At 66.7% G+C, this 20,368-nt stretch carries 23 protein-coding genes; 12 read left to right on the top strand and 11 right to left on the bottom strand.

All coding sequences use genetic code 11. The annotated features are described in order from the left end of the window. The first annotated feature begins 17 nt into the window (after nucleotides 1–17). Both HMPREF0591_RS10995 and HMPREF0591_RS10990 read left to right on the top strand, forming a co-directional pair. A complete protein-coding gene (locus HMPREF0591_RS10995; RefSeq protein WP_007168607.1) occupies nucleotides 18–1,325 on the top strand; it encodes an NADH-ubiquinone oxidoreductase-F iron-sulfur binding region domain-containing protein in 1,308 nt (435 codons plus the stop codon). Continuing rightward, nucleotides 1,322–1,618, top strand: coding sequence for a ferredoxin (locus tag HMPREF0591_RS10990; protein WP_007168606.1), 297 nt, complete (start codon nucleotides 1,322–1,324; stop codon nucleotides 1,616–1,618). The genes HMPREF0591_RS10995 and HMPREF0591_RS10990 overlap by 4 nt, the downstream gene beginning before the upstream one ends. Before the next feature lie 14 nt (nucleotides 1,619–1,632). Here the strand turns inward: HMPREF0591_RS10990 and HMPREF0591_RS10985 are convergent, their stop codons facing one another. The 3 genes from HMPREF0591_RS10985 to HMPREF0591_RS10975 are packed head-to-tail and all read right to left on the bottom strand — an operon-like array spanning nucleotide 1,633 to nucleotide 4,271. Continuing rightward, nucleotides 1,633–2,589, bottom strand: a complete 957-nt coding sequence (locus tag HMPREF0591_RS10985) for a TIGR03564 family F420-dependent LLM class oxidoreductase (RefSeq protein WP_007168605.1) — start codon at nucleotides 2,587–2,589, stop codon at nucleotides 1,633–1,635. Nucleotides 2,590–2,601: 12 nt separating this feature from the next. After that, nucleotides 2,602–3,351 carry a hypothetical protein gene (locus HMPREF0591_RS10980; RefSeq protein ID WP_007168604.1) on the bottom strand — a complete coding sequence of 250 codons (750 nt, stop codon included), beginning with the start codon at nucleotides 3,349–3,351 and terminating at the stop codon, nucleotides 2,602–2,604. Nucleotides 3,352–3,353: 2 nt separating this feature from the next. Next, nucleotides 3,354–4,271, bottom strand: coding sequence for an NAD-dependent epimerase/dehydratase family protein (locus HMPREF0591_RS10975; RefSeq protein ID WP_040622667.1), 918 nt, complete (start codon nucleotides 4,269–4,271; stop codon nucleotides 3,354–3,356). A 612-nt stretch (nucleotides 4,272–4,883) separates the two neighbouring features. On the opposite strand from HMPREF0591_RS10975, the gene HMPREF0591_RS10965 reads away from it, so the two are divergent. From HMPREF0591_RS10965 to HMPREF0591_RS10940, 6 genes are all read left to right on the top strand, one after another. Next, nucleotides 4,884–6,539, top strand: a complete 1,656-nt coding sequence (locus HMPREF0591_RS10965; RefSeq protein WP_007168601.1) for a thiolase C-terminal domain-containing protein — start codon at nucleotides 4,884–4,886, stop codon at nucleotides 6,537–6,539. Beyond that, the gene (locus tag HMPREF0591_RS10960) at nucleotides 6,536–7,411 is read left to right on the top strand and encodes an alpha/beta hydrolase (RefSeq protein WP_007168600.1); all 876 of its coding nucleotides are present in this window, start codon (nucleotides 6,536–6,538) and stop codon (nucleotides 7,409–7,411) included. The genes HMPREF0591_RS10965 and HMPREF0591_RS10960 overlap by 4 nt, the downstream gene beginning before the upstream one ends. After that, nucleotides 7,408–8,223, top strand: coding sequence for an NAD(P)-dependent oxidoreductase (locus HMPREF0591_RS10955; RefSeq protein ID WP_007168599.1), 816 nt, complete (start codon nucleotides 7,408–7,410; stop codon nucleotides 8,221–8,223). The genes HMPREF0591_RS10960 and HMPREF0591_RS10955 overlap by 4 nt, the downstream gene beginning before the upstream one ends. Then, complete coding sequence (locus HMPREF0591_RS10950; RefSeq protein WP_083212389.1) at nucleotides 8,220–9,020, top strand: NAD(P)-dependent oxidoreductase; 801 nt, start codon at nucleotides 8,220–8,222, stop codon at nucleotides 9,018–9,020. Before HMPREF0591_RS10955 ends, HMPREF0591_RS10950 begins: the two co-directional genes overlap by 4 nt. 112 nt (nucleotides 9,021–9,132) lie before the next feature. Beyond that, entirely contained in the window at nucleotides 9,133–10,338 is a 1,206-nt protein-coding gene (locus HMPREF0591_RS10945; protein WP_007168597.1) for a cytochrome P450, read from the top strand. A 9-nt stretch (nucleotides 10,339–10,347) separates the two neighbouring features. Next, nucleotides 10,348–10,548, top strand: coding sequence for a ferredoxin (locus HMPREF0591_RS10940; RefSeq protein WP_007168596.1), 201 nt, complete (start codon nucleotides 10,348–10,350; stop codon nucleotides 10,546–10,548). 20 nt (nucleotides 10,549–10,568) lie between these two features. Here the strand turns inward: HMPREF0591_RS10940 and HMPREF0591_RS10935 are convergent, their stop codons facing one another. Continuing rightward, nucleotides 10,569–11,432, bottom strand: coding sequence for an SDR family NAD(P)-dependent oxidoreductase (locus tag HMPREF0591_RS10935; protein WP_040622663.1), 864 nt, complete (start codon nucleotides 11,430–11,432; stop codon nucleotides 10,569–10,571). 144 nt (nucleotides 11,433–11,576) lie between these two features. On the opposite strand from HMPREF0591_RS10935, the gene HMPREF0591_RS10930 reads away from it, so the two are divergent. Next, complete coding sequence (locus HMPREF0591_RS10930; RefSeq protein WP_040622662.1) at nucleotides 11,577–12,134, top strand: nuclear transport factor 2 family protein; 558 nt, start codon at nucleotides 11,577–11,579, stop codon at nucleotides 12,132–12,134. A 3-nt stretch (nucleotides 12,135–12,137) separates the two neighbouring features. Beyond that, the gene (locus HMPREF0591_RS10925) at nucleotides 12,138–12,935 is read left to right on the top strand and encodes an SDR family oxidoreductase (RefSeq protein WP_040622327.1); all 798 of its coding nucleotides are present in this window, start codon (nucleotides 12,138–12,140) and stop codon (nucleotides 12,933–12,935) included. A 5-nt stretch (nucleotides 12,936–12,940) separates the two neighbouring features. On the opposite strand, the gene HMPREF0591_RS10920 is transcribed toward HMPREF0591_RS10925, so the two are convergent. Then, nucleotides 12,941–14,137 carry a cytochrome P450 gene (locus HMPREF0591_RS10920; protein WP_007168592.1) on the bottom strand — a complete coding sequence of 399 codons (1,197 nt, stop codon included), beginning with the start codon at nucleotides 14,135–14,137 and terminating at the stop codon, nucleotides 12,941–12,943. 81 nt (nucleotides 14,138–14,218) lie between these two features. Between HMPREF0591_RS10920 and HMPREF0591_RS10915 the strand changes: the two genes are divergently transcribed. Next, on the top strand, nucleotides 14,219–15,073 hold the full coding sequence (locus HMPREF0591_RS10915; protein ID WP_007168591.1) for a TIGR03619 family F420-dependent LLM class oxidoreductase: 855 nt from the start codon (nucleotides 14,219–14,221) through the stop codon (nucleotides 15,071–15,073). Between the two features lie 32 nt (nucleotides 15,074–15,105). On the opposite strand, the gene HMPREF0591_RS10910 is transcribed toward HMPREF0591_RS10915, so the two are convergent. Together HMPREF0591_RS10910 and HMPREF0591_RS10905 are read right to left on the bottom strand one after the other, a co-directional pair. Further along, a complete protein-coding gene (locus HMPREF0591_RS10910) occupies nucleotides 15,106–15,528 on the bottom strand; it encodes a VOC family protein (protein WP_007168590.1) in 423 nt (140 codons plus the stop codon). 21 nt (nucleotides 15,529–15,549) lie between these two features. Then, a complete protein-coding gene (locus HMPREF0591_RS10905) occupies nucleotides 15,550–16,320 on the bottom strand; it encodes an SDR family NAD(P)-dependent oxidoreductase (protein WP_007168589.1) in 771 nt (256 codons plus the stop codon). A 115-nt stretch (nucleotides 16,321–16,435) separates the two neighbouring features. Here HMPREF0591_RS10905 and HMPREF0591_RS10900 point away from each other — a divergent pair, with 115 nt between their 5' ends. Then, nucleotides 16,436–17,107 carry a nitroreductase family protein gene (locus HMPREF0591_RS10900; protein ID WP_007168588.1) on the top strand — a complete coding sequence of 224 codons (672 nt, stop codon included), beginning with the start codon at nucleotides 16,436–16,438 and terminating at the stop codon, nucleotides 17,105–17,107. 71 nt (nucleotides 17,108–17,178) lie between these two features. Here HMPREF0591_RS10900 and HMPREF0591_RS10895 read toward each other — a convergent pair whose 3' ends face one another. The 4 genes from HMPREF0591_RS10895 to HMPREF0591_RS10880 all read right to left on the bottom strand — a co-directional run bounded on the left by HMPREF0591_RS10895 (nucleotide 17,179) and on the right by HMPREF0591_RS10880 (nucleotide 20,298). Then, on the bottom strand, nucleotides 17,179–18,522 hold the full coding sequence (locus HMPREF0591_RS10895) for a cytochrome P450 (protein WP_007168587.1): 1,344 nt from the start codon (nucleotides 18,520–18,522) through the stop codon (nucleotides 17,179–17,181). Then, a complete protein-coding gene (locus tag HMPREF0591_RS10890; protein ID WP_007168586.1) occupies nucleotides 18,522–18,722 on the bottom strand; it encodes a ferredoxin in 201 nt (66 codons plus the stop codon). The genes HMPREF0591_RS10895 and HMPREF0591_RS10890 overlap by 1 nt, the downstream gene beginning before the upstream one ends. Before the next feature lie 53 nt (nucleotides 18,723–18,775). Then, the gene (locus tag HMPREF0591_RS10885) at nucleotides 18,776–19,519 is read right to left on the bottom strand and encodes an SDR family NAD(P)-dependent oxidoreductase (RefSeq protein ID WP_007168585.1); all 744 of its coding nucleotides are present in this window, start codon (nucleotides 19,517–19,519) and stop codon (nucleotides 18,776–18,778) included. A gap of 137 nt (nucleotides 19,520–19,656) precedes the next feature. Next, the gene (locus tag HMPREF0591_RS10880; RefSeq protein WP_040622659.1) at nucleotides 19,657–20,298 is read right to left on the bottom strand and encodes a TetR/AcrR family transcriptional regulator; all 642 of its coding nucleotides are present in this window, start codon (nucleotides 20,296–20,298) and stop codon (nucleotides 19,657–19,659) included. Between the last annotated feature and the right edge of the window lie 70 nt (nucleotides 20,299–20,368).

The following is a 20,368-nucleotide window of genomic DNA, read 5'->3' as shown; positions in this document are numbered from 1 at the left end:
ACGACGGCGGTCGAGCCGTGAGCACCGCACAATCCACAACGATCACCACCGCCACCGCCCCGGGTTGCGAGCCCCGGCTGCTCTTCGAACAGACCGGCCAGGCGCGCGAGGACATCGCGGCCTACCGGCGGCTCGGCGGGTACCGCCCGCTCGCCGACGCGGACGCGCTGCTGGGCGAGGTGGAAGCCGGCGGGCTGGTCGGCCGCGGGGGCGCGGCCTTCCCGCTGGCGGTCAAGCTGCGGGCGGTGCGCGACAACGGACGCGGCGCGGGCGGCGCCGTGGTCGTCGCGAATGGCGAAGAGGGCGAACCGGCTTCGCTCAAGGACCGCTGGCTGCTGCGCAACCGGCCCCACCTGATCCTGGACGGACTCCGGTTGGCCGCGGCGATGGTCGGCGCCGATCGCGCCTATGTCTACGTGTCCGACCCGGAGTCGGCGCACAGCGTCGAGACCGCGCTCGGGGAGCTCGAGCCCGGGATCCTCGGCCGTGTCACGGTCGCGATGTCGGCCGTGCAGCCCGGCTACGTGGCCGGCGAGGAAACGGCCGCCGTCCGCGCCATCAACGGCGGCCCGGCCAAGCCGACCGACAAGCCGCCCCGCCCGTTCGAAGAGGGCGTCGACGAACTGCCGACCCTGGTCAGCAATGTCGAGACGCTGGCCAACCTGCCCTTCCTGCAGGACCGCGGGTCGGCGGCGTTCCGCGCGCAGGGCACGTCGCTGTCTCCGGGCACCTTCCTGGCCACCATCACCGGGGCCGGCCGACCACCCGTTCTCTACGAGCTTCCGCACGGCCTGCCGTTCACCGAACTCCTTGCCCTGCACGGTGTTTCGCCCGAGGCGGTGCGCGGGGCGCTGCTTGGCGGCTACTTCGCCGGCCTGCTGGACCGGACCGTGCTCGAGGCGACGCTGGACCACGAGACGATGCGGCGACTCGGCAGCGGTTTGGGTTGCGGAGCGATCTCGGTGATCACCGACGACTGCCCCGTCGCGGTCGCGGCGTCGGTGCTGGCCTACTTCGACCGCGAGAACGCCGGGCAGTGCGGGTCCTGCTTCAACGGGACGGCGGCGATGGCCGCCGCCGCCGGCGCGCTGCGCGACGGCGCCGCGACGGCGGAAGACGTCGAGCGGTTGCGGCGCTGGTCGGTTCTGCTGCGCGGCCGCGGCGCGTGCGCAACGCTGGACGCGGCCACCAACGTGGCGGCCAGTCTGCTCGGCCGGTTCGCGGGCGAAGTCACCGCGCATCTCGGCGGCACATGCCCGGACTGCGCCCGCGGCGCGTTCCGCGCCGACCGGCCCTACGAGGCGGAAGCGCTGAGGCCCGCATGAAGATTCGGTTGGACCGCACGGTGTGCGACGGCTTCGGAATCTGCGCGAAGTACGCGCCCGGATACTTCTCGCTGGACGACTGGGGCTATGCGTCCCTCATCGGCGATGGCACCGTGGCGGAGGAGGACCGCGACGCGGTCATGCGCGCGCTGATGGACTGCCCCGTGCACGCCATCGCCGAGGTCGGCGAGCGCACCTCCCCCTCCGCGCACCCGCCGCTCGCCGACGCGGACGACCCGGCCGAGCGCCTCAAAACCGAAGAGAACGAGGCGGAGTGGGGATTCACGCGTTGAGTCCGCCGCGCTGATCACAACGCCGGACACAGCGACGACAGAAACTCCTGGGTACGGCGTCGCGACGCGGCGCGTTCGGTCGCGTCCCCACCCAAGGGGACGATCCGCGCCGCGAGGTCCGTGACGCCCGCGTCGCGGTAGCGGAGCAGCCGGGCGAGGACGGCCGATTCGTCACCGGCGGCCATCGTGTCGCCGACGTCGGCCGAGTCACCGTGCTCGAGCAGCCGCACATAGTTCGGGGAGAAATCCGCGTGCCCGAGCACCTCGCTGGCGTACGCGCGGGCGCCGTCCGTCTCGTCGTTCGAGCAGAGCGCCACCGGAACGCCGGCGACGATCCGCGGTGCGGGGCGGCCGGCCCGGCCGGCCGCCGCGGTGATGCGCGGAACGACGTGGTCGCCGATCGCCCGCTCGTCGGCCATCCACAGGATCGTGCCGCCGGCCCGTTCGCCGGCCAGTCGCAGCATCGTCGGCCCGAGCGCGGCCAGTAGGACCGGAACCTGGTACCTGTCCGTGACATCCACCGGAGCGTGCACCTGGTAGGTGTCGTTGACGACGTCGACGGCCCCCGGGCCCGCGAACGACGCGTCGAGCACGTCGAGATAGTCGCGCATCAAGCGCGCGGGGCGCTCGTAGGGCAATCCGAGCTGGCCGTCGATGATCCAGTGGTGCGAGGGCCCGACGCCGAGTGTGAACCGCCCGCCGCACGCGATCTGGGTGGTCAACGCCTGTTGCGCCATGATCATCGGATGGCGGGTCTGAATCGGCACCACCGCCGTGCCGGCCTCGATGCGATGGGTGGCCTGCCCGATCAGCGATACGACGGTCATCGCGTCGAGGTAGCCGGGGACCTGCGGCATCCAAAAGCTCTCGAACCCCGCACTTTCGGCCGCGCGGGCGTCGGCGATCACCCCGGCCAACCGGTCGGCCCGTGGGCGCTCCTTGTCGGAGCCGACCATCATGCCGACGCGCATGCGACCGCCCGCCTAGGGGACATACCGATCCCATTCGTACGGAATCACGGCGAAAAAGGGTGCGGCAAAGAGAGGTTCGACAGCCGCCCGGTCCCAGCGGGCCGACAGGACCGGGCGCAGCCGTTCGGCGGTGTCGACCGGGTCGTCGTCGAGGAAGCAATACGTGATCGACTGGCCCCCTGGGGCGCTCGCCAGGCTCGCGTCGGCCACACGCGAAACGGCGGACCAGACACCGGCCACGCCGTCGACCTCCACCAGCGGGTCGGTCGTCGCCGATCCCCGCTCGACCAACAGGAAAACGCCGCGCACGGGGAGCCAGGGCAGGACGTCCGATCCCACCTTGACCCGGGGCGCCGCCGCCTTGGCCTGCACCTCGTATACGCCGCGCTCCACCGGTGGCAGCAGCGGGAGTTTGCGGCCGGCGGCGCCGAGCGCCGCGGACAGGTCGTTGAAACCGCGCAGGCCGGCCCGGTCGGTGAAAAAGTACGTCATCACGTGGTCGACACGGTCCAACGGCCCGCCGACCGCACGGGCGGAGCGGCAGGCCGGCGTCGACACCAACCGCAACGAGGCCCGCACCGCGGCCAACCGGTGTTGCTCCGGCCGATGGTCGAGGGTGTGCCAGCGCAGGTACTCGGCGTCGAGCCCCTCGGGATGGCGGGTCGCCATCGACACGAACAGCGTGGTGATCTCGCCCCGGCCGGCGGCGAGGACCTCGGCCACCTGGTCCGACGGCGTTCCGGGAAGCTGCGCGGGCCGCATCCTCAGCTCACCGAATCGCGTTCAGGCAGAGGGATTTCGGGGTGGCGGGCCGCGATCATGCGCCGAAATCCCTCGCGCCAGGGCACTTTCGTGCGTCCCAGCACCTCGTGCATGCGGGTGACATCCGGCCAGAGCGGCGTGTGCGCGTCGGGCACGTACTCGAAGATCGGGTCCACTCCGATCAGCCGGCCCATGAAGCCGCAATAATCCTCGGCGCTGACCGTTTCGCTACCGGCCCAGTTGACCACGACCGGCGGCACCGAGGCGACCTCCATCGCGCGGATTCCGAGCCGGACGTAGTCGTCTTCGTAGATCGGGTTGTAGTTGTTGGGCTTGTCGGGATGCAGCCGAATTGGCTTGCCCGCCAGCATCGCATCGAGCCGGTCGGCGGGCGCGCCGCCCTCGGGTCCATAGGTCGAGCAGATCCGGATGATGGTCAGCGGGATCCGATGATGCCCGGCGACCCAGGTGCACACCTGCTCCGCCGCGACCTTGGAGAAGCTGTAGTTCGCGCGTAGCGGCACCCCGGGCGGATCGAATTCAGTCAGCGGTCGCTGACCTTGGTATGCGTAGATCGAGCCGGTTGAACAGAAGACGAAACCCTTGGCGGCGCGGCAGTGCTGGAGCAGGTCGCCGGACTTTTGCGCGTTCGTTTCGACGCAGCGGGTCCAGTCGTCTGCGCCGGGGTCCACCGCCGTGTGGAAGACATAGCTGAAATCCGTGGGGAGGCAGGAGAAGTCGCCCGCAGCGATGTCCAGGGCCACCGGTTTGATGCCGGCGTCGACCAGCCTCCGCCGGTCCGCGGGATCTTTGAGGCGCGCGGCGCCCCATACGTCGTTCGTCGCCGCCAGCGCCCGTGCGATGGGAAACGCGATCTTGCCCGTCACGCCGGTGATCAGGATCTTTTCAGCGTCGAGCAACCAGGCCTCCAAATGTGAAGTACTTGATATCCCGCACCAGAGCATAGCGCCCGGGCGGACCGGGACCGCACGGCAGGCGCCGGCGCCGCGTTGCGCCGCCGCGGACATTCTTCGCCCTGGTCACGGCGGTAGTGACGGAATAAGCTGTACGGGCCGAGGTCAGGATGGCCCCAATGGGAGGCCCACCATGGAGTGGTTTGTTCGTCGTCTGGCCGCCGTCATCGCGGTCGCCTTCGCGGCGACGGCGGTCGCGGTGATCGCAACGCCGGGAATCAGCTCGGCGCAGTGCGAGTCCAACATGGCGTTCAATCCGGCGACGCGCGAGTGCAAACCGCCGCCGCCACCACCGCCCTGGTACACACCCCCGCCGCCGTACGCGCCGTCCTTCGCCGGGCAGGAGGTGCCGCCTCCCCCGCCGCAGCCGGGGTGGACATCCGACCCCCCCGATGTGGAGCGTCCGCTTTCACCAGTGGGGCGTTTACGTAGGGGGCGCCTGGGTGCCACTGTGACGCATCTGGATCGCTCCTTCGTGCGAGTGATAACGTAATTCTCCGATTCGTATAACGGCCCTACCAGGTTGCATCGAGGGACCGTTCGGCTCGCGGAGGTGACGTGTCAGCAGCACCGGGACGACCGCTGCCCCTGATCACGCAGGACAACGAATTCTTCTGGACCTCGGGCGCCGACGGCACGCTGCGGCTGCAGGAATGCCAAAACTGCGACTCGCTGATCCATCCGCCGGCGCCGGTGTGCCGGTACTGCCGATCGCGCGATGTGGGCCTGCGGGCGGTCTCCGGCAGGGCGGCACTGGCCGGCTTCACCGTGAATCACCGGTTCAGCCTGCCGGGCATGCCGGCGCCCTACGTGATCGCGCAGGTGGCGATCGCCGAAGACCCGCGGGTCCGGCTCACCACGAACATCGTGGAGTGCGACCCCGATCGGCTAGAACTCGGTCAACCGGTTGAGGTCGTCTTCGAGCAGGTCGAGGACGTGTGGTTTCCGCTGTTTCGGCCGACGACGGAAACCGAGCGGGCCGCCCTGCCGGACGACGAGATCGCGCCCGAACGCTTCGGCGAATACGTCCGTCCGATGCTCACCGCGGAGAAGTTCGAGGACAGGGTCGCGCTCACGGGGATCGGGATGTCGCCGATCGGGCGCCGGCTGATGCAGCTGCCTCTGGGTTTGACAGTGCAGGCATGCGAGGCGGCCATCGCCGATGCCGGGCTGACGTTCGCCGACATCGACGGCCTGTCGACGTACCCCGGCGCAATCAATGTCGGCGGGTTCGGGGAAGGCGGCGTCACCGCGCTCGAGGCGGCGCTGGGCATCCGGCCGACGTGGCACAACGGCGCGATGGAGACGTTCGGCCCGGGCGGGTCGGTGATTGCCGCGATGCAAGCGGTCGCGTGCGGGCTGGCGCGTCACGTGCTGTGCTTCCGCACGCTGTGGGAAGCCACCCATGGCGAGTTGATGAAGCAGGGCAAAATCGTCCCGTCGATGGGCCGGATGTCGGGCTGGCAGATGCCATTCGGCGCAACGTCTGCGGCGCACACCCTGGCGATGAACGCGCAGCGCCACTTCGACCGGTACGGCACCACCAAAGAAACGTTGGGCTGGATCGCGTTGAACCAGCGCGCCAACGCCGAACTCAACCCGACGGCCATCTACCGGACTCCGATGACGATGGACGACTACCTGAACGCGCGGCCGATCACCACGCCCTTCGGTCTCTACGATTGCGACGTGCCCTGCGACGGCGCGATCGCCGTGATCGTCTCCGCCGTCGACGCCGCCCGCGACTTGGCCAAGCCGCCCGTCCTGGTGGAGGCGGTCGGAACGCAGATCATCGAGCGACTCGATTGGGACCAGAGCACTTTGACGCATGAGCCCCAGGTGCTGGGCCAGGCCGCGCATATGTGGACGCGCACCTCCCTGCGGCCCGCCGACGTCGACGTGGCCGAGCTGTACGACGGGTTCTCCTTCAACTGCCTATCCTGGATCGAGGCGCTGGGATTCTGCGGGATCGGCGAGGCGAAAGACTTCCTCGACGGCGGCAAGAACATCGCCCGCGACGGGCAGCTGCCGCTCAACACGCACGGCGGCCAGCTTTCCCACGGGCGCACCCACGGGATGGGCCTGATGCACGAGGCCGTCACCCAGCTGCGCGGCGAGGCGGGGGACCGCCAGGTCGCCGGCGCCCGCGTCGGCGTGGTCAGCAGCGGCGGCCTCACGCCCAGCGGGGTGCTGCTGCTGCGGACGGATACATGAGCGGCCCCCGGCCCCGGCTGGTGATCGTCGACCGGGTGCCGATGTCGGCGCTGGTCGCCGAATCCCCCGAACCCAAGGCCGTGATCGTGGCCATTCACGGCGGAGGCACCACCGCAATCTATTTCGATTGCCCCGGCCACCCGGCACTGTCCCTGCTGCGGACCGGTGCGGCGGCCGGATTCACCGTGGTGGCGCTCGACCGGCCGGGCTACGGCAGCTCCGCGCCCTACCCGGAGGCGATGGTCGAGGGCGATCAGCGCGTCAACCTGGCGTACGGTGCGGTCGAGCGCATCATCGGTGAACGACCAAGCGGCGCGGGCGTGTTCGTGATGGGGCATTCGGGGGGCTGCGAACTGACGATGCGGATGGCCGCCGACGACCGCGGCACCGATCTGCTCGGCATCGAATTGGCCGGCACCGGTCGGCACTACCACCCGGCGGCCAAGGAAATACTCAAAGCAGCGACCCGCGAACGACGCCCGTCGGGTATGCGCGACCTGCTGTGGAGCCCGGAGCACCTCTATCCGCCCGAGGTTCTCGGCGGCGCGACCGTGTCCCCGTCCGCGCCGTCGTATGAGGACCAAATGGTGTCGGACTGGGCGCGCCAGACTTTCCCGACGCTGGCCCCGGCCGTGCGGGTGCCCGTGCACTTCAGCATCGCCGAACACGAGAAAGTCTGGCAGGCCGATGATTCGGCGGTGCGGGAGATCACCGCGATGTTCTCCGCGGCGCCGCGCTTCACCGTGCACCGGCAACTCGGGGCTGGGCACAACATCAGCCTCGGCCACACCGCCGCGGACTATCACGCGGAGGTTCTTGCGTTCGTCGACGAATGCGTGACGGCATCACGCTCGGAAGAGGCCGCCGGATGAGAGTCGGGTTTATCGGCCTGGGCAGCCAGGGCGGCCCCATGGCGCGGCGGATCGTCGAGGGCGGCTACGAGACGACGCTGTGGGCGCGCCGACCCGCAACCCTCGAGGCGTTCGCAGACACCAAGGCCAAGGTCGCCGAGTCACCGGCCGAGCTCGCCGCGGCCAGCGATCTGGTCTGCGTCTGCGTCGTGGGCGACGCCGACGTCGACCAGATCGCGTCCGGTGACCGCGGCGTGCTGGCCGCGATGAAGCCGGGCGGTGTCATCGCGATCCACAGCACCGTGCATCCCAACACCTGCCGGGAACTGGCGAACCAAGCCGCGGCCAAAGGGATTTCGGTCGTCGACGCGCCGGTGAGCGGCGGTGGCGGGGCCGCGTCCGAAGGGCGCCTGCTGGTGATGGTCGGCGGCGACGCCGACGTCGTCGAGCGGTGCCGCCCGGTCTTCGCCACCTATGCCGATCCGATCGTGCACCTCGGTGAGCTGGGTTCCGGTCAAACCACCAAGCTGCTCAACAACCTGCTGTTCACCGCCCACCTGGGGACCGCGGCCACCGCGCTGTCGCTGGCCGGTGCGCTCGGCGTCGACCCGGACCGCCTCACCGAAGTCGTCTCCCGCAGCAGCGGGAACAGCTTCGCGCTCAACGCCCTTGGCGGCATCGGCGGATTGGACCGGCTCGCCGGCGTGGCCGGATCGCTGCTGCAAAAGGACGCCCGCCTGCTGGTCGACCTGGCCGACCGGGCCGGGGCCGGCGGTGGCGCCGTGCTGGAAGCGGCCGACGCCGCCCTGGGCCTCATGGGCCACCCGCGGTGAGAGTCGGGTTCGTCGGCGCGGGGCGGATGGGCGGCCCCATGGTGGCCCGCCTGGTGGCCGCGGGGCACGACGTCCGGGCCGTCGGCCGGACGGCCGAGAAGCGGAGCGAGCTGGAACGACTCGGCGCGCGCGCAGCCCGCGACGCGGCCGAGGCGGGTGCGCAGGCCGACATCGTGGTGCTGTGCGTGTTCACCGATCCGCAGGTGCGGGAGGTCTGCATGGACGGCGGATTGCTGTCCGCGATGCCGCCCGGTTCGGCGCTGGTGGTGCACACCACGGCAAGCCCGAAGACGATCGACGCCCTCGCCGCGCGCGCCGACGGGATCGACGTCGTCGATGCCGCGGTCAGCGGCGGACCGCACGACATCGCGGCCGGCCGGCTGACGCTGTTCGTGGGCGGCGCCGACGACGCGGTGCAGCGGGTGCGGCCCCTGCTGAGCTGCTACGGCGACCCCGTCTTGCATGTCGGCCCCACCGGCGCCGGCCAAAAGGTGAAGCTGGTCAACAACGCCCTGTTCGCGGGTCAGGTCGGCCTGCTCGCCGAATCGATCAGGCTCGGCGCGCGTCTTGGCGTGCCCGAGCCGACGCTGCTGTCCGCGCTGGCACAGGGCAGCGCGAGCGGCCGGGTCATGAACCTGGTGGCGGCGCGCGGCTCCGTCGCTTCGTTCATCGAGGTCGCCGGGGAATTCGTCGCCAAAGACGTAGCCGTGGTCCGCGGCATGGCCGAAGAGCTGGGCGGCGATTTGGGTGCTCTCGATGACGTCATCGATGCCATCGGCGCCGCGGAGAGGGCCTGACATGTCAGCGTTTCGGTCTTTCCGGTTCGTCACGAAGGTATTACCGTTAGCGTTACAGTCAACGACTCGGCTGTAACGGCTACAGCCCGCCCTCGCCGCTGAGGAGGATTCAGTGACAAAACCGAAGGTCGTCTTCGATCCGTACTCCGAGGACTACTTCAACAATCCGTTCGACATCTATCGACGGATGCGCGAGGAAGCGCCGCTGTATTACGACGAAAAGGAAGACTTCTACGCGCTGACCCGCCACGAAGACGTCGCGGCCGCATTCAAGGACTTCGAGACGTATTCGTCGGCGCGCGGTTGCGACCTGGCGATGGTGCGCAGGGGCATTTCCCCCGAGCAGAAGTCGATCATCTTCATGGACCCGCCGGAGCACCGCCACATGCGCAGCCTGCTCAACAAGGCGTTCACCCCGCGCGCGATCCAGTCGCAGCGCGAGACCATCGTCGAGGTGATCGACAAATACCTGGGTGCCGCCGACCCCGAGAACTTCGACGTGGTCCAGGACTTCTCCGGGCCGTTCCCGGTGGAAGTCATCACCCGGATGGCCGGGGTGCCCGAGGAATACCGCCAGCAGGTGCGCCACTGGATCGACACCAGCCTGTCCCATGAGCCGGGCCAGATCGAGATCAGCGAAGCCGGCATGCAGGCCAACATCGACACGGCGATGTACTACTTCGGCCTCGTCCAGGAGCGGCGCGCCGAGCCGCAGGACGACATGATCAGCCGGTTGATCGCGGCCGAGATCCCCGGCGAAGACGGCCAGCTGCGTAAGCTCGACGACATCGAGATCTGCGGGTTTGCAACGCTTTTGGGGGGCGCGGGCGCCGAGACCGTCACGAAGCTGATGGGCAACGCGGCGGTGATCTTCGCCCGTCACCCCGACCAGTGGCAGAAGCTGCAGGACGACCGCGACAAGATCCCCGGGGCGGTCGAAGAGCTGCTGCGCTACGAGGGGCCGGTGCAGTACAACGTCCGATACACGCTGAAAGAGGCGCACGTCAGCGGCGGGGTGATTCCCCCGGGCAAGCCGGTGTTCCTGTGCGGCGCCGCGGCGAACCGCGACCCGGAGGCGTTCACCGACGCCGACAACTTCGACATCGAGCGCGACCAGACCGAGGCCCAGCACCTCGGGCTCGGGTACGGGATTCACAGCTGCCTGGGCGCCGCGCTGGCCCGCCTGGAAAGCCGGATCGCGCTGGAGCGGCTGCTCGACTTCATGCCCCGCTACGAGGTGGACTGGGACGGGTGCAAACGGGTGAACATGCAAAACGTCGCGGGCTGGAAGAACGTGCCCGTCAAGGTGCTTCGGTAGGGGGTTGCCGTGACCAAGAAGATCGAAGTCGACTGGGGACTCTGTGAGAGCAACGGCGTCTGCATGGGCATCAACCCGGAGATCTTCCTCCTGGGCGACGACGACATGCTGACCGTCTTGCAGGAAGAGGTCACCCCGGAGAACGAACACGACGTGCGGGAGGCCGTTCGTCAGTGCCCCCGGCAGGCCATCTCGATCGTGGGCGAGTAACGATAGGCTTTTTGTCCCGGTCAGCGCATGACGTGCGGGTACTGCCGATGGGGATGGACATCGAAGAGCTCGCGGTAGGACGGTGGTTGGCGACCGTCCTCGTCCTTGATTCCGTACTTGCGCGCTAACTCGGCACCGATCAGCGTCTGCCCACTCGCGTCCATGAGATCGGCGTCGTTGTACAACGCCCAGATGACGTGACCGGTCAGTTCGGGAGTCTCGGCGCTGTCGAGGATATGGCCGAACTTCGCGGGGTTGCTCGCGATGATCTTCCGAACCCGGTCGGTCAGCAACGACCCCATCCATATCGAGAGCGATGCGACTCCGGCATCCCTGAAATCCACGGCCATATCGGCAGCCATCTTGTCTGTGCCGGCCTTCGGTACACCGTAAGCCGGGCCGAAGGCGTAGTGCACCGCGCCGGAGGACGACGTGAAGACAACCAGGCCCTTGCCAAGCGGCAGCATCAAGGGTGCTGCATAAACGGTGGCGACGTAGCTGCTGCGCAACCCGACATTCAGAGTGTCGATGACACCGAGAGGTTCCTCCCAGAACTTGGTCCGCCCCATCATCTCGTCGCGGATGATGGCGGCGTTGTTGACCAGGATGTCGAGTCGTCCCTGCTCACGCTCGACCTTTTCGAACAAGCCCTTAACCTGTTCGTCGTCCGCGTGGTCGACCCGGACGGCGATTCCCGTGCCGCCGGCCGAGGTCACCTGTTGAGCTGTTTCGTGAATCGTGCCCAGTAGAGCGGACTCCCCGGGCGTCTCGGTGCGCCCGGTGACGTACACGGTGCAGCCATGGCTGCCGAGCGCGTGCGCGATCCCAGCTCCAGCGCCGCGACTGGCCCCGGTCACCACGGCGACCGGCCGGTTGTCAGACATCGACATCCCTTTCCGTCAATACCCATCTGCCAGAGGCCGGCGGCCCCTCGCTCGTATGCTATACGCACGTATAGCTCCTCGCCGCCTGCTTATGCTATACAGTTGTACAACCGTGGCTTGACCGTTCCAATGGAGGACAACTCGATGACGAACACTGACGAACTCCAGCAACTGCAGAAGCGTCTGCAGTACGTCGAAGACCGGATAGCCATTCAGGACTGCGTGATGAACCAGGCGCGCGGGCACGATAGACACGATGCCGATCTGATGGCGAGTGTCTACTTCAAGGACGGTGTGGACGAGCACGGTCCGGTGGTCAAGCTGGGACCGGAGTACGGCGATTACGCCAACGAAGCGCACAGCAAGGTGTTTGAGGACCATCTGCACAACATCACCACCCACACGTGCGAGATCGACGGCGACGAGGCGCATTGCGAGAGCTACGTGATCGGTGCCATGCGGGCCAAGGGCGGCAAGATCGTTTCCCTGATGGGCGGCCGCTACCTCGACCGTCTCGAACGCCGGGACGGCGTATGGAAGATCGCGGTGCGGCGGTGCACGGTGGAATGGATGATGAGCGGAGACTCGTCCGTCCTGGCTTCCGGCGCGGTCAAGGGCTTCATCAAGGGCAAGTGGGACCGGACTGACCCGTCCTACCTCCGCCCGCTGCGGCTGGAAAGCGAGCCGGTCGATCGCTGGTGACCGATGAAGCTCAAGGGACGAGTGGCGCTCGTGACCGGTGGAGGCTCCGGGATCGGTCGATCCACCGCGCAACGACTTGCCGCCGCAGGCATGCGGGTCTGTGTACTCGACATCGACGCAGATGCCGCCGAGGCGGTGGCCACGCCGCTTGACGGATTGCCATTGGCGTGCGACGTTTCCGACCCGGAGCAGGTGAACCGCGCGTTCGATTCTTGCTGTCAGGTGCTGGGGAGTGTCGACCTTGCTTTTCTCAACGCCGGCGTCACGATCCGCTGGTCCGGCGACATCGGCGATCTCGACCTGACCGACTACCGCAAATCGGTGGGCGTGAACGTCGACGGCGTGGTCTTCGGCGCCGTCGCCGCGGTCCGTGCCATGCGAGCGGGCGGCGCCGGGGAGGGTGCGATAGTGGCGACGGCCTCGCTCGCGGGCATCCTGCCCTGGCATCCCGATCCCATCTATTCGCTCGGTAAGCATGGGGTGGTCGGCTTCATGCGTGCCATCGCGCCCAATCTTGCGCCCGAAGGCATTGCGGTCCATACCATTTGCCCGGGCATAACCGAAACCGGTGCGCTCGGCAACCGGCGGCCGTTGGTCGAACGCATCGGTGTGCCGGTGATGGAGCCGGACGCTGTCTCCGATGCCGTTCTCGCTGCGGCGTGCTCACCCATCGAGAACACCGGGTCGTGCTGGGTGGTGCAGCACGGGAAGCCGCCCTGGGCGATGCAATTCGCTGACCTGCCGGGTCCCGACAGTCGGCTCAACGTGCCGGTACAGCAGCGGACTGACGGCACCAGCTAACAGGCTCAACCGAGGATCGCGGGCATGCTCTCCCAACCGCGCACCGTCGCCGTCGGTGACCGCACGGCGTTGCCCAGATCGATGGTCCAGTCGGGCCAGCGTTTCAAGATCTCCTCGAGGGCTACGCGGCCTTCGAGGCGAGCCAACGAGGCGCCCAGGCAGAAGTGTGTTCCGCGGCCAAAGGACAGGTGATTGGCATTGCGGTGAATGTCGAACCGATCCGGGTCATCGAATTTGCGCTCGTCGCGGTTCGCGGACCCGGCCATCAGGAGCAATGCGCTACCAGCTGGAACGACCTGCCCTTGGTACTCAACATCATTGGCGACGTAGCGGGCGATGTTGTGAACCGGGGGCTCAAAGCGCAACACCTCTTCCACCGCACCCGGGATCAGCGACGGATCCTGCGCTAACTCGCGCCGCTGATCCGGATGATCGCCCAGCAGCTTGCCCAGCCAGCCGAACAACCGTCCCACTGTCTCGGTGCCGGCGTTCGCAATGACGCCGAGGAAGACGAGCAACTCCTCGGTGCTCAACCGTCGGATCGTGCCGGAGACGTCCTCGAATTCGACGTGTAAGAGTTCGGTCACGAGATCGTTGGAGGGATTCCGTCCGCGCCACTCTACGTAGTCCCGGAACATGTTGCCGTTGAAGTAGTTGTCCTTGCTCACCGGCAGCGGCTCGCCAGGCTTGTTGCGGAGCCTGCGACCCGCAACCTTACGGACGCTGCGCTGCAATGATTCTGGGATGCCCACCAGGATGCCGATGACCCGCATCGGCATCTCGGCACCGAGATCAAGCGTGAAGTCGAAGCGATCTCCCCCGATCAGCGGAGCCAAGCATGCGGCGCAGAACGCACGCACCCGGTCCTCGATGGCCTTCAACTTCCGGGGCGTGAAGGCGCGCGACACCAACAGCCGATGCACGGTATGCAACGGGGGGTCCTCATTGATGAAGGCACCGAGCGGCATGACCGGCTCAGCCTTGACCACCTCGAGGATGTCACCCTTGGCCGAGCTGAGGTTGGCGACGTCCCGCAGTGCCGCCTCGACGTCGGCGAATCGACTCAGACCCCAGAAGCCGAATTTGTCGTTGTAATACAAAGGCGCCTCGTCGCGCAGACGCTTATAGATCGGATAGGGATCAGCGTCGATCTCGACGTCGTACGGATCGTAGGAGAGCTGGTTTTCGTCCAATACGGGCATCGTGCTCCTCGGTCCGTGCAGCGCCGATCATTCGCGTGCAGTACGATCGTACAGCACCCGGTATGACCTAGAGGAGCGTTGATGGACCTGGGCTTCGTCTCGCTGAATACACCCCGAGATATGGCTCCGGGAGTGCTCGGGCAGGAACTTGAAACGCGCCGGTTTGAGTCGTTATGGGTCGGCGAGCACCCCCAGATTCCGGTGTCGGCCCGGGACCAGTTTCCGGCGGGTTTGCTGGCGGCGCAGAAGCGGATGTGGGACCCGCTGCTCTCACTCATGATGGCGGCGCAGGCAACGACCAAGTTGCGTCTCGGCACAGCCGTGGTGCTGCCCCTTGAGCGCGAATTGTTCACGTTCGCCAAGGAAGTCGCCACGCTGGACCAAATGAGTGCAGGACGACTCCTATTGGGGGTCGGCGTCGGGTTTCGGGCCGAGCTGGAAGTCTCGCGGTCGATCGGTTGGTCGGATCGTTACCGGGCCTTGGCCGATACAGTCACCGCCCTCGGCTCGCTCTGGGAAGATGATGAGCCGGAATACCACGGCGAATTCATCGATTTCGGGCCCGTATGGTCCTATCCAAAGCCCTACCAGCGGCCGCGGCCGAAGCTCCTGGCCGCCACCACCGGCCGCAAGGCTACCCGCGACTGCATGCCGTGGACGGATGGCTGGCTTCCCGGCGATGCCGCGTTCAACGATGTGTCGAGCGCCTTGGCCGACTTCCGCCACGCAGCCGAGGACGCTGGGCGCGATCCGGCGACGTTGGATCTCACGATCATGGCCTGGGGAGAGCCATCACTGGCCACGCTGGCGGGCTACCGCGAACTTGGGTTCAACCGTGCCGTGGTGGGCGGGGGACGGCGCGACGCCCATGATTCGGGGGCGACGCTGTCCTATCTCGACCGCTATGCGTCGACGGTTGACGAGCTCCGCTCCTGACGTTGCCGTTCAGGTCATTTCGGTGACAAGGCTCAGGGGGCCGGCCGGACGCTGGAGTGGATCAACTCGATCAACTGGCCTCCCGGGTCCCGGACCATGCACGCATATCCCCCTCCAGGATCTGCGACGACGGTACCGCCCGCGGCCTCAACGGCCGCTTGCGCTTGCGCCATGTCGTCGACAGCGACCGACAGGTGCGTCAGACCAGCGCCCACCATCGTGCGCTCGGGCTCGTCGGGCGCGGGGTATCCGGAAAACGTGATCAACTGCAACACAAAGTCGTTGTTCTGCAGATAAACCGCCTCGAACCCGATCGGCGAAGCCAGCCCGAGCAGTCCGCCGGCAACCGGATCGGGCACTGCCAGCCGCCTCACCTCCGTGAATCCCAGTGCCTCGTAGAAGCATTTCGACTTGTCGAGGTCGCGCACCCGAAGCCCGACATGGCTGACATTCATTCGTGCCTCCAGAAATTCAGGTCAGATTCCGGCCGGCCCGGGACCGCCGTGCATGTACAGCGTCTGACCGGAGCAGTAGCTCGATGCGTCAGAGGCGAAAAACAACACTCCGTAGCCGATCTCATCCGGCTCGGCGATGCGGCCCGAGGCGTTCGTCTGCCCGATCATGTCGATGTCGAAACCCTGGCGTTGTGCGTCGGCCTCAAGTCCGGGAGTGCGGACAGCGCCGCAGGCTATGCAATTGACCCGCAAGCCTTTACGGGTCCAGGCCGCCGCCATGGAGCCGGTCAAATTGTTCAGCCCAGCCTTGGCCGCCCCGTACACCGGGGCCTGCGGCATGGCCAGCAGGCTGGCGCCGGAGGAGATGTTGACGATGGCTCCCTTGCCTTGTTCGATCATCGGCTTGGCCGCGGCTCGCGACAGGTACCACGCGCTGGACAGGTTCAGGTCCAGCACCTGATGCCACTCTTCGTCGGTCCACTTCATCAACGGCTTGGTCGCTCCCCCGCCCGCGTTGTTCAGCAGCACGTCGAGGCGGCCGAATTCAGCGAGCGTCGCGTCGACGACGGCCTGGCACTGCTCGGCGGCAGTGACGTCGGTCGGCACCGCGATCGCACGGCGCCCGAGTGCCTCGATCTCGCTCTGGGTGGACTTGAGTGGCTCGACTCGCCGGCCGGCGAGGACGATGTCGGCGCCGCGCTCCGCCAGCACCAGCGCCGAGGCCCGGCCGATGCCGGTTCCGCCACCAGTGATGACGGCGACGCGCCCCTCCATCGAGAACCTGTCGTTCACAGCACCACTCCCTCTCGCCGACGGCCACGCTGCGCTTGCAATACGACTGTACAACACGCGCGGGCCATGGCGTGCGGCTCTCGACATCTCCGCATGCGTCGAGTACACCAATGGGATGGTGCATCCGACCAATGACGTCTGGGAAGTCATGTCCACCGCGCGCTCCGTCCGCCGATTCACCGACGAACCGGTCGATGCCCAAACGATCGACCGCTGTCTCGAGGCCGCGACGTGGGCACCGAATGGCGCGAACGCCCAACTGTGGCGCTTTGTCGTCCTCGACGCATCTGAGCAGCGCGCCGCCGTCGCCAAGGCGGCTCAGACTGCGCTGCGGACGATCGAGACGATCTACGGGATGAACAGGCCCACCGACGGCGACCGAAGCCGCTCGGCGCGCAACAACCGTGCGACGTATGAATTACACGATCGGGCAGGCGAATACACGTCCGTGTTGTTCACGGCGTTCAAGAACGAGTTCGCGTCGGAGTATCTGCAAGGTGGATCAATCTACCCGGCGATGCAAAACTTCTACCTCGCCGCACGCGCCCAGGGGTTGGGTGCGTGTTTCACGAGTTGGGCGTCCTACGACGGCGAGAAGATTCTGCGCGAAGCCGTCGGCGTTCCGCATGAGTGGTTCCTTGCCGGCCACATCGTCGTCGGCTGGCCCCGCGGACACCACGGTCCGGTTCGCCGGCGTCCGATAGCCGACGTAGTGTTCCACAATCACTGGGACCCCGCGCGCGCGGACATCGTCTACGGATCGGGTGCTCGGCCAAAACGCGGCTGAACCAGGGCGTGTGCCCTACGGTGCTGGCGCTGTGCACCTTTCGGCGCCACGGCTGGCGTACCGACCACCGATCATGCCGTGATGTTGGCCGCCTCTTTGTGTTCCGTGATGGGCCGAGCCAGTCCCTGCTCGTCAATGACGCGTTGCAGCTTGTCGAGAGTCTCGTCCAGTCCGGCTCCTATCCGCTTGCCGGGCTCGAACGTCGCCGGTAAATGGCGCATCCCTTGGATCACGCCGATAGTGTCGTAGTGCACGGTCCCGTCCGGATCACAGCGGTAGTCCGGAAGGCGATCGAGCACTGCCGTCAGCATCGACTTGAATACGATGCGGGCGACGTTAGAGCCCGCGCAGCGATGAACACCCAGCCCGAAGCTGAAGTGTCGATTGCCTTTACGGTCGAGGACAATTTGATCGGGCTGATCGAAGAGTCTGGGATCGCGGTTGGCCATCGCCCACGACAGCCACAGCCGCTGGCCTTCTTGCATCGTGACACCGTCCACCTCGATCTCGTCGGCGATCGTGCGCCCGTCCCCGGGCGCGGGGGTGAAGAATCTCAGAAACTCCTCGGTGGCGGGATCCAGCAGGACCGCACGGTCTCGGCTGAGCCGGTCGCGCTCGTCCGGATGTTCTGAGAGCCACTCCAGTGTGTGGGCCGTCAATGCGGTGGTGGTGTCGAACCCGCCACCGATGAGCAGATTGAGCATGCCGACCAGCTCGGTGTCGGGCGGGGCCTGACCCTCGATGCGTAGCCTGGCCAGGGCGTCAATGATGCCCGGACGCGGGTTCTCCCGAATCTCGACCAGGTTGGTGTAGAGGTCGAGGCCCATCGCCATGTACAGCTCGCGGACTCGCGCGACGTCCGGCGAGTCCGGCGGCGTGTATACCGACGCGTGGGCAGGTTCGTTGTAGACGGTCCACTTCTTCAGCGGCACACCCAACATCGCCAGGGTGAGCACCGCCGGCACCACGTTGGCGAGGTCATCCACGAAATCGATGCGCCCATCCTCGATGTGCTCGTCAAGGCAGGACCGCACCACCTCATTGACAAACGGCTCCCAGCGCTTGACGGCGGCGGGTGATAGATACGGGTTCAAAGCGCTGCGGTAATAGCGGTGTTCTGGCTCGTCCATCTCCAACATGCCGCCGCGAATATTCTCCGCCTCGACCATTGTCGGAATGGAGATTCCCTTATAGCCACGGCGAACGCCATTGACGTCGTGGTCGTTCGACACATGGGGACAGCGGGCCAATTCGAAGACCGCGTCCCCACCTGCAGCCACCCAGTGGCCACCGTATGTGTCCGTCCAGGCGATGGGACAGCGCTGCTGCATCTCGTGGGTGATGTCGAGGAACTTCTGCCGGTAGTCGGGGCTGTGGCGGTCGAAGTGATACCGGATACCGTGCTGCGCGGTCATCACTGCGTCCCGTCGATCACGATCGCCTGCTCCGGGCAGGACTGAGCCGCCTCTCGCACCTGGCCTTCGTATTCCTTTGGCACGTCCTCGGCGACGACGGCGGCGTGGCCGTCAATATCGTTGAGGACGAACGATTCCGGCGCGATCATGGAACACAGCGTGTGCCCCTGGCACCGATCAGTATCGATCCGGACTTTCACCTGTTCCTCCGTTGATGTGGTGTGGGCGATCGCTCTCAACCTCGAGGCTCGTATCAGATGACGGCGCCGCCGTTGACGCCGATCACCTGCCCGGTGATGTAGCCGGCAGCGTCCGAGCACAGGAACCCACATAGCGCTGCGACGTCGGCGCCGGTCCCGAGTCGTCCTGCCGGAATCGCCTTGCTCAAAACCTCTGCGGGCGGCAGCTTCTTGGCCCGTTGCTGCTCGCGCAGCATCGGGGTGTCGATGACAAACGGCGGCACCGTGTTGACGGTGATGCCCTTCGCTGCGTAGTCCAGCGCCACCGACTTCGACAACGCAATGACCCCACCTTTGGAAGCCGAATAGTGGCCTTGCCGCGATGCACCGTTCTGGCCCGCCGCGGACGAGATGGTGACGATGCGTCCCCACTGCGTGCTGGCCATGTCCGACAGCGCCGCTTGCATGCATAAGAAGGTACCGGTGAGATTGACCGCGAGGAAGCGGTTCCACTCCTCGAACGTGATCCGATCGAAACGGGTGAAGCCGGCCACCGCCGCACTGGTCACCAAAATTTCGACCGCGCCGAGAGTTTCGCGAATTACGCCGAAAGCCGAGTGCACCGAGTCTGAGTGACTGACATCGGCCTGAAGGCCGATGGCTTGGTTGCCGTCGGCACATAACCGGGCCGCGACGTTATCTGCACTGTCACCGTCGATGTCCAATACCGCCACCCGGTGCCCATCTCGACTCAGCTGCACCGCGATGGATTCGCCAAGGCCCGATCCGCCACCAGTCACCACAGCGACCCGATTCACTTCGTCTGCCACCTCACACCCTGGTACCGACAGCGCGCCAGTCCCGCTATGCAGATGTATAGCACAAAGGCGGTACCGATCACCCAACGCTTGACGAAGCCGGTGAGCAGTGCGCTGAGTCACGCACTCGAGACCACCTAGCGAGGAGGTAGGGAAGATTTCTTGGGCGACTTGCGCCGGCGCCGGACCGATCCGGGCTCGACCGCATCGAGGTAGCGCTCGACGGCCCGGACCACTTCTTGGTGGGCGGTCTTGACCCCCACACCTTCTTCCAGGTTGAGGAATTTGGGAATTCCGGTGATCAGCAGAACCAGCGCGCCAAGCGATAGGTCGCCATCAAAGCGCGCTTTGGCACCGAACGCTTGGCTCAGAACGTCGACCTGCAGTTTCCTCATCCGTTCGGTCACCTCGGCGATCTCCGAACGTATCGACTTCCGATGGTTTCCCAGCGCCATGAATTCGGTGATCAACGCGCCGGTGGCTTCGTCCCAGCTGTACTCCCACATGGCATGCAGTGGGTCTTGCGTCCGCTTTTCCAACGCAGAGCGCAGGATGCCCAGATTGCGCTCGGAGTAGCGACGTATCGCGGCGAGGAAAATCTCGTCAAGGGACGGAAAGTAGTACTGCACCAGGCTTGCCGTCACCCCTGCTTTGGCTGCCAGTGCGCGATAGCTGACGCTGGCATACCCATCCTCCAACATCATCGTCTCGACGCAGTCGAGCAGGACGTCGCGCGTTTTAGACGTCTCTGCACCCACGCGGCGCGGCGATGCTGCCATGGTCACCTCACTCTTGGTCCTTGAACCATATTCGCACCTGCATCTGCTGTACGCCCGGATGGTGCCACCG

Source organism: Mycobacterium parascrofulaceum ATCC BAA-614 (genome assembly GCF_000164135.1).
In the GTDB taxonomy this organism is placed as follows: domain Bacteria; phylum Actinomycetota; class Actinomycetes; order Mycobacteriales; family Mycobacteriaceae; genus Mycobacterium; species Mycobacterium parascrofulaceum.
Note: the sequence above shows the minus strand (reverse complement) of the source record. Positions and strands in the feature narration are given on the sequence as shown.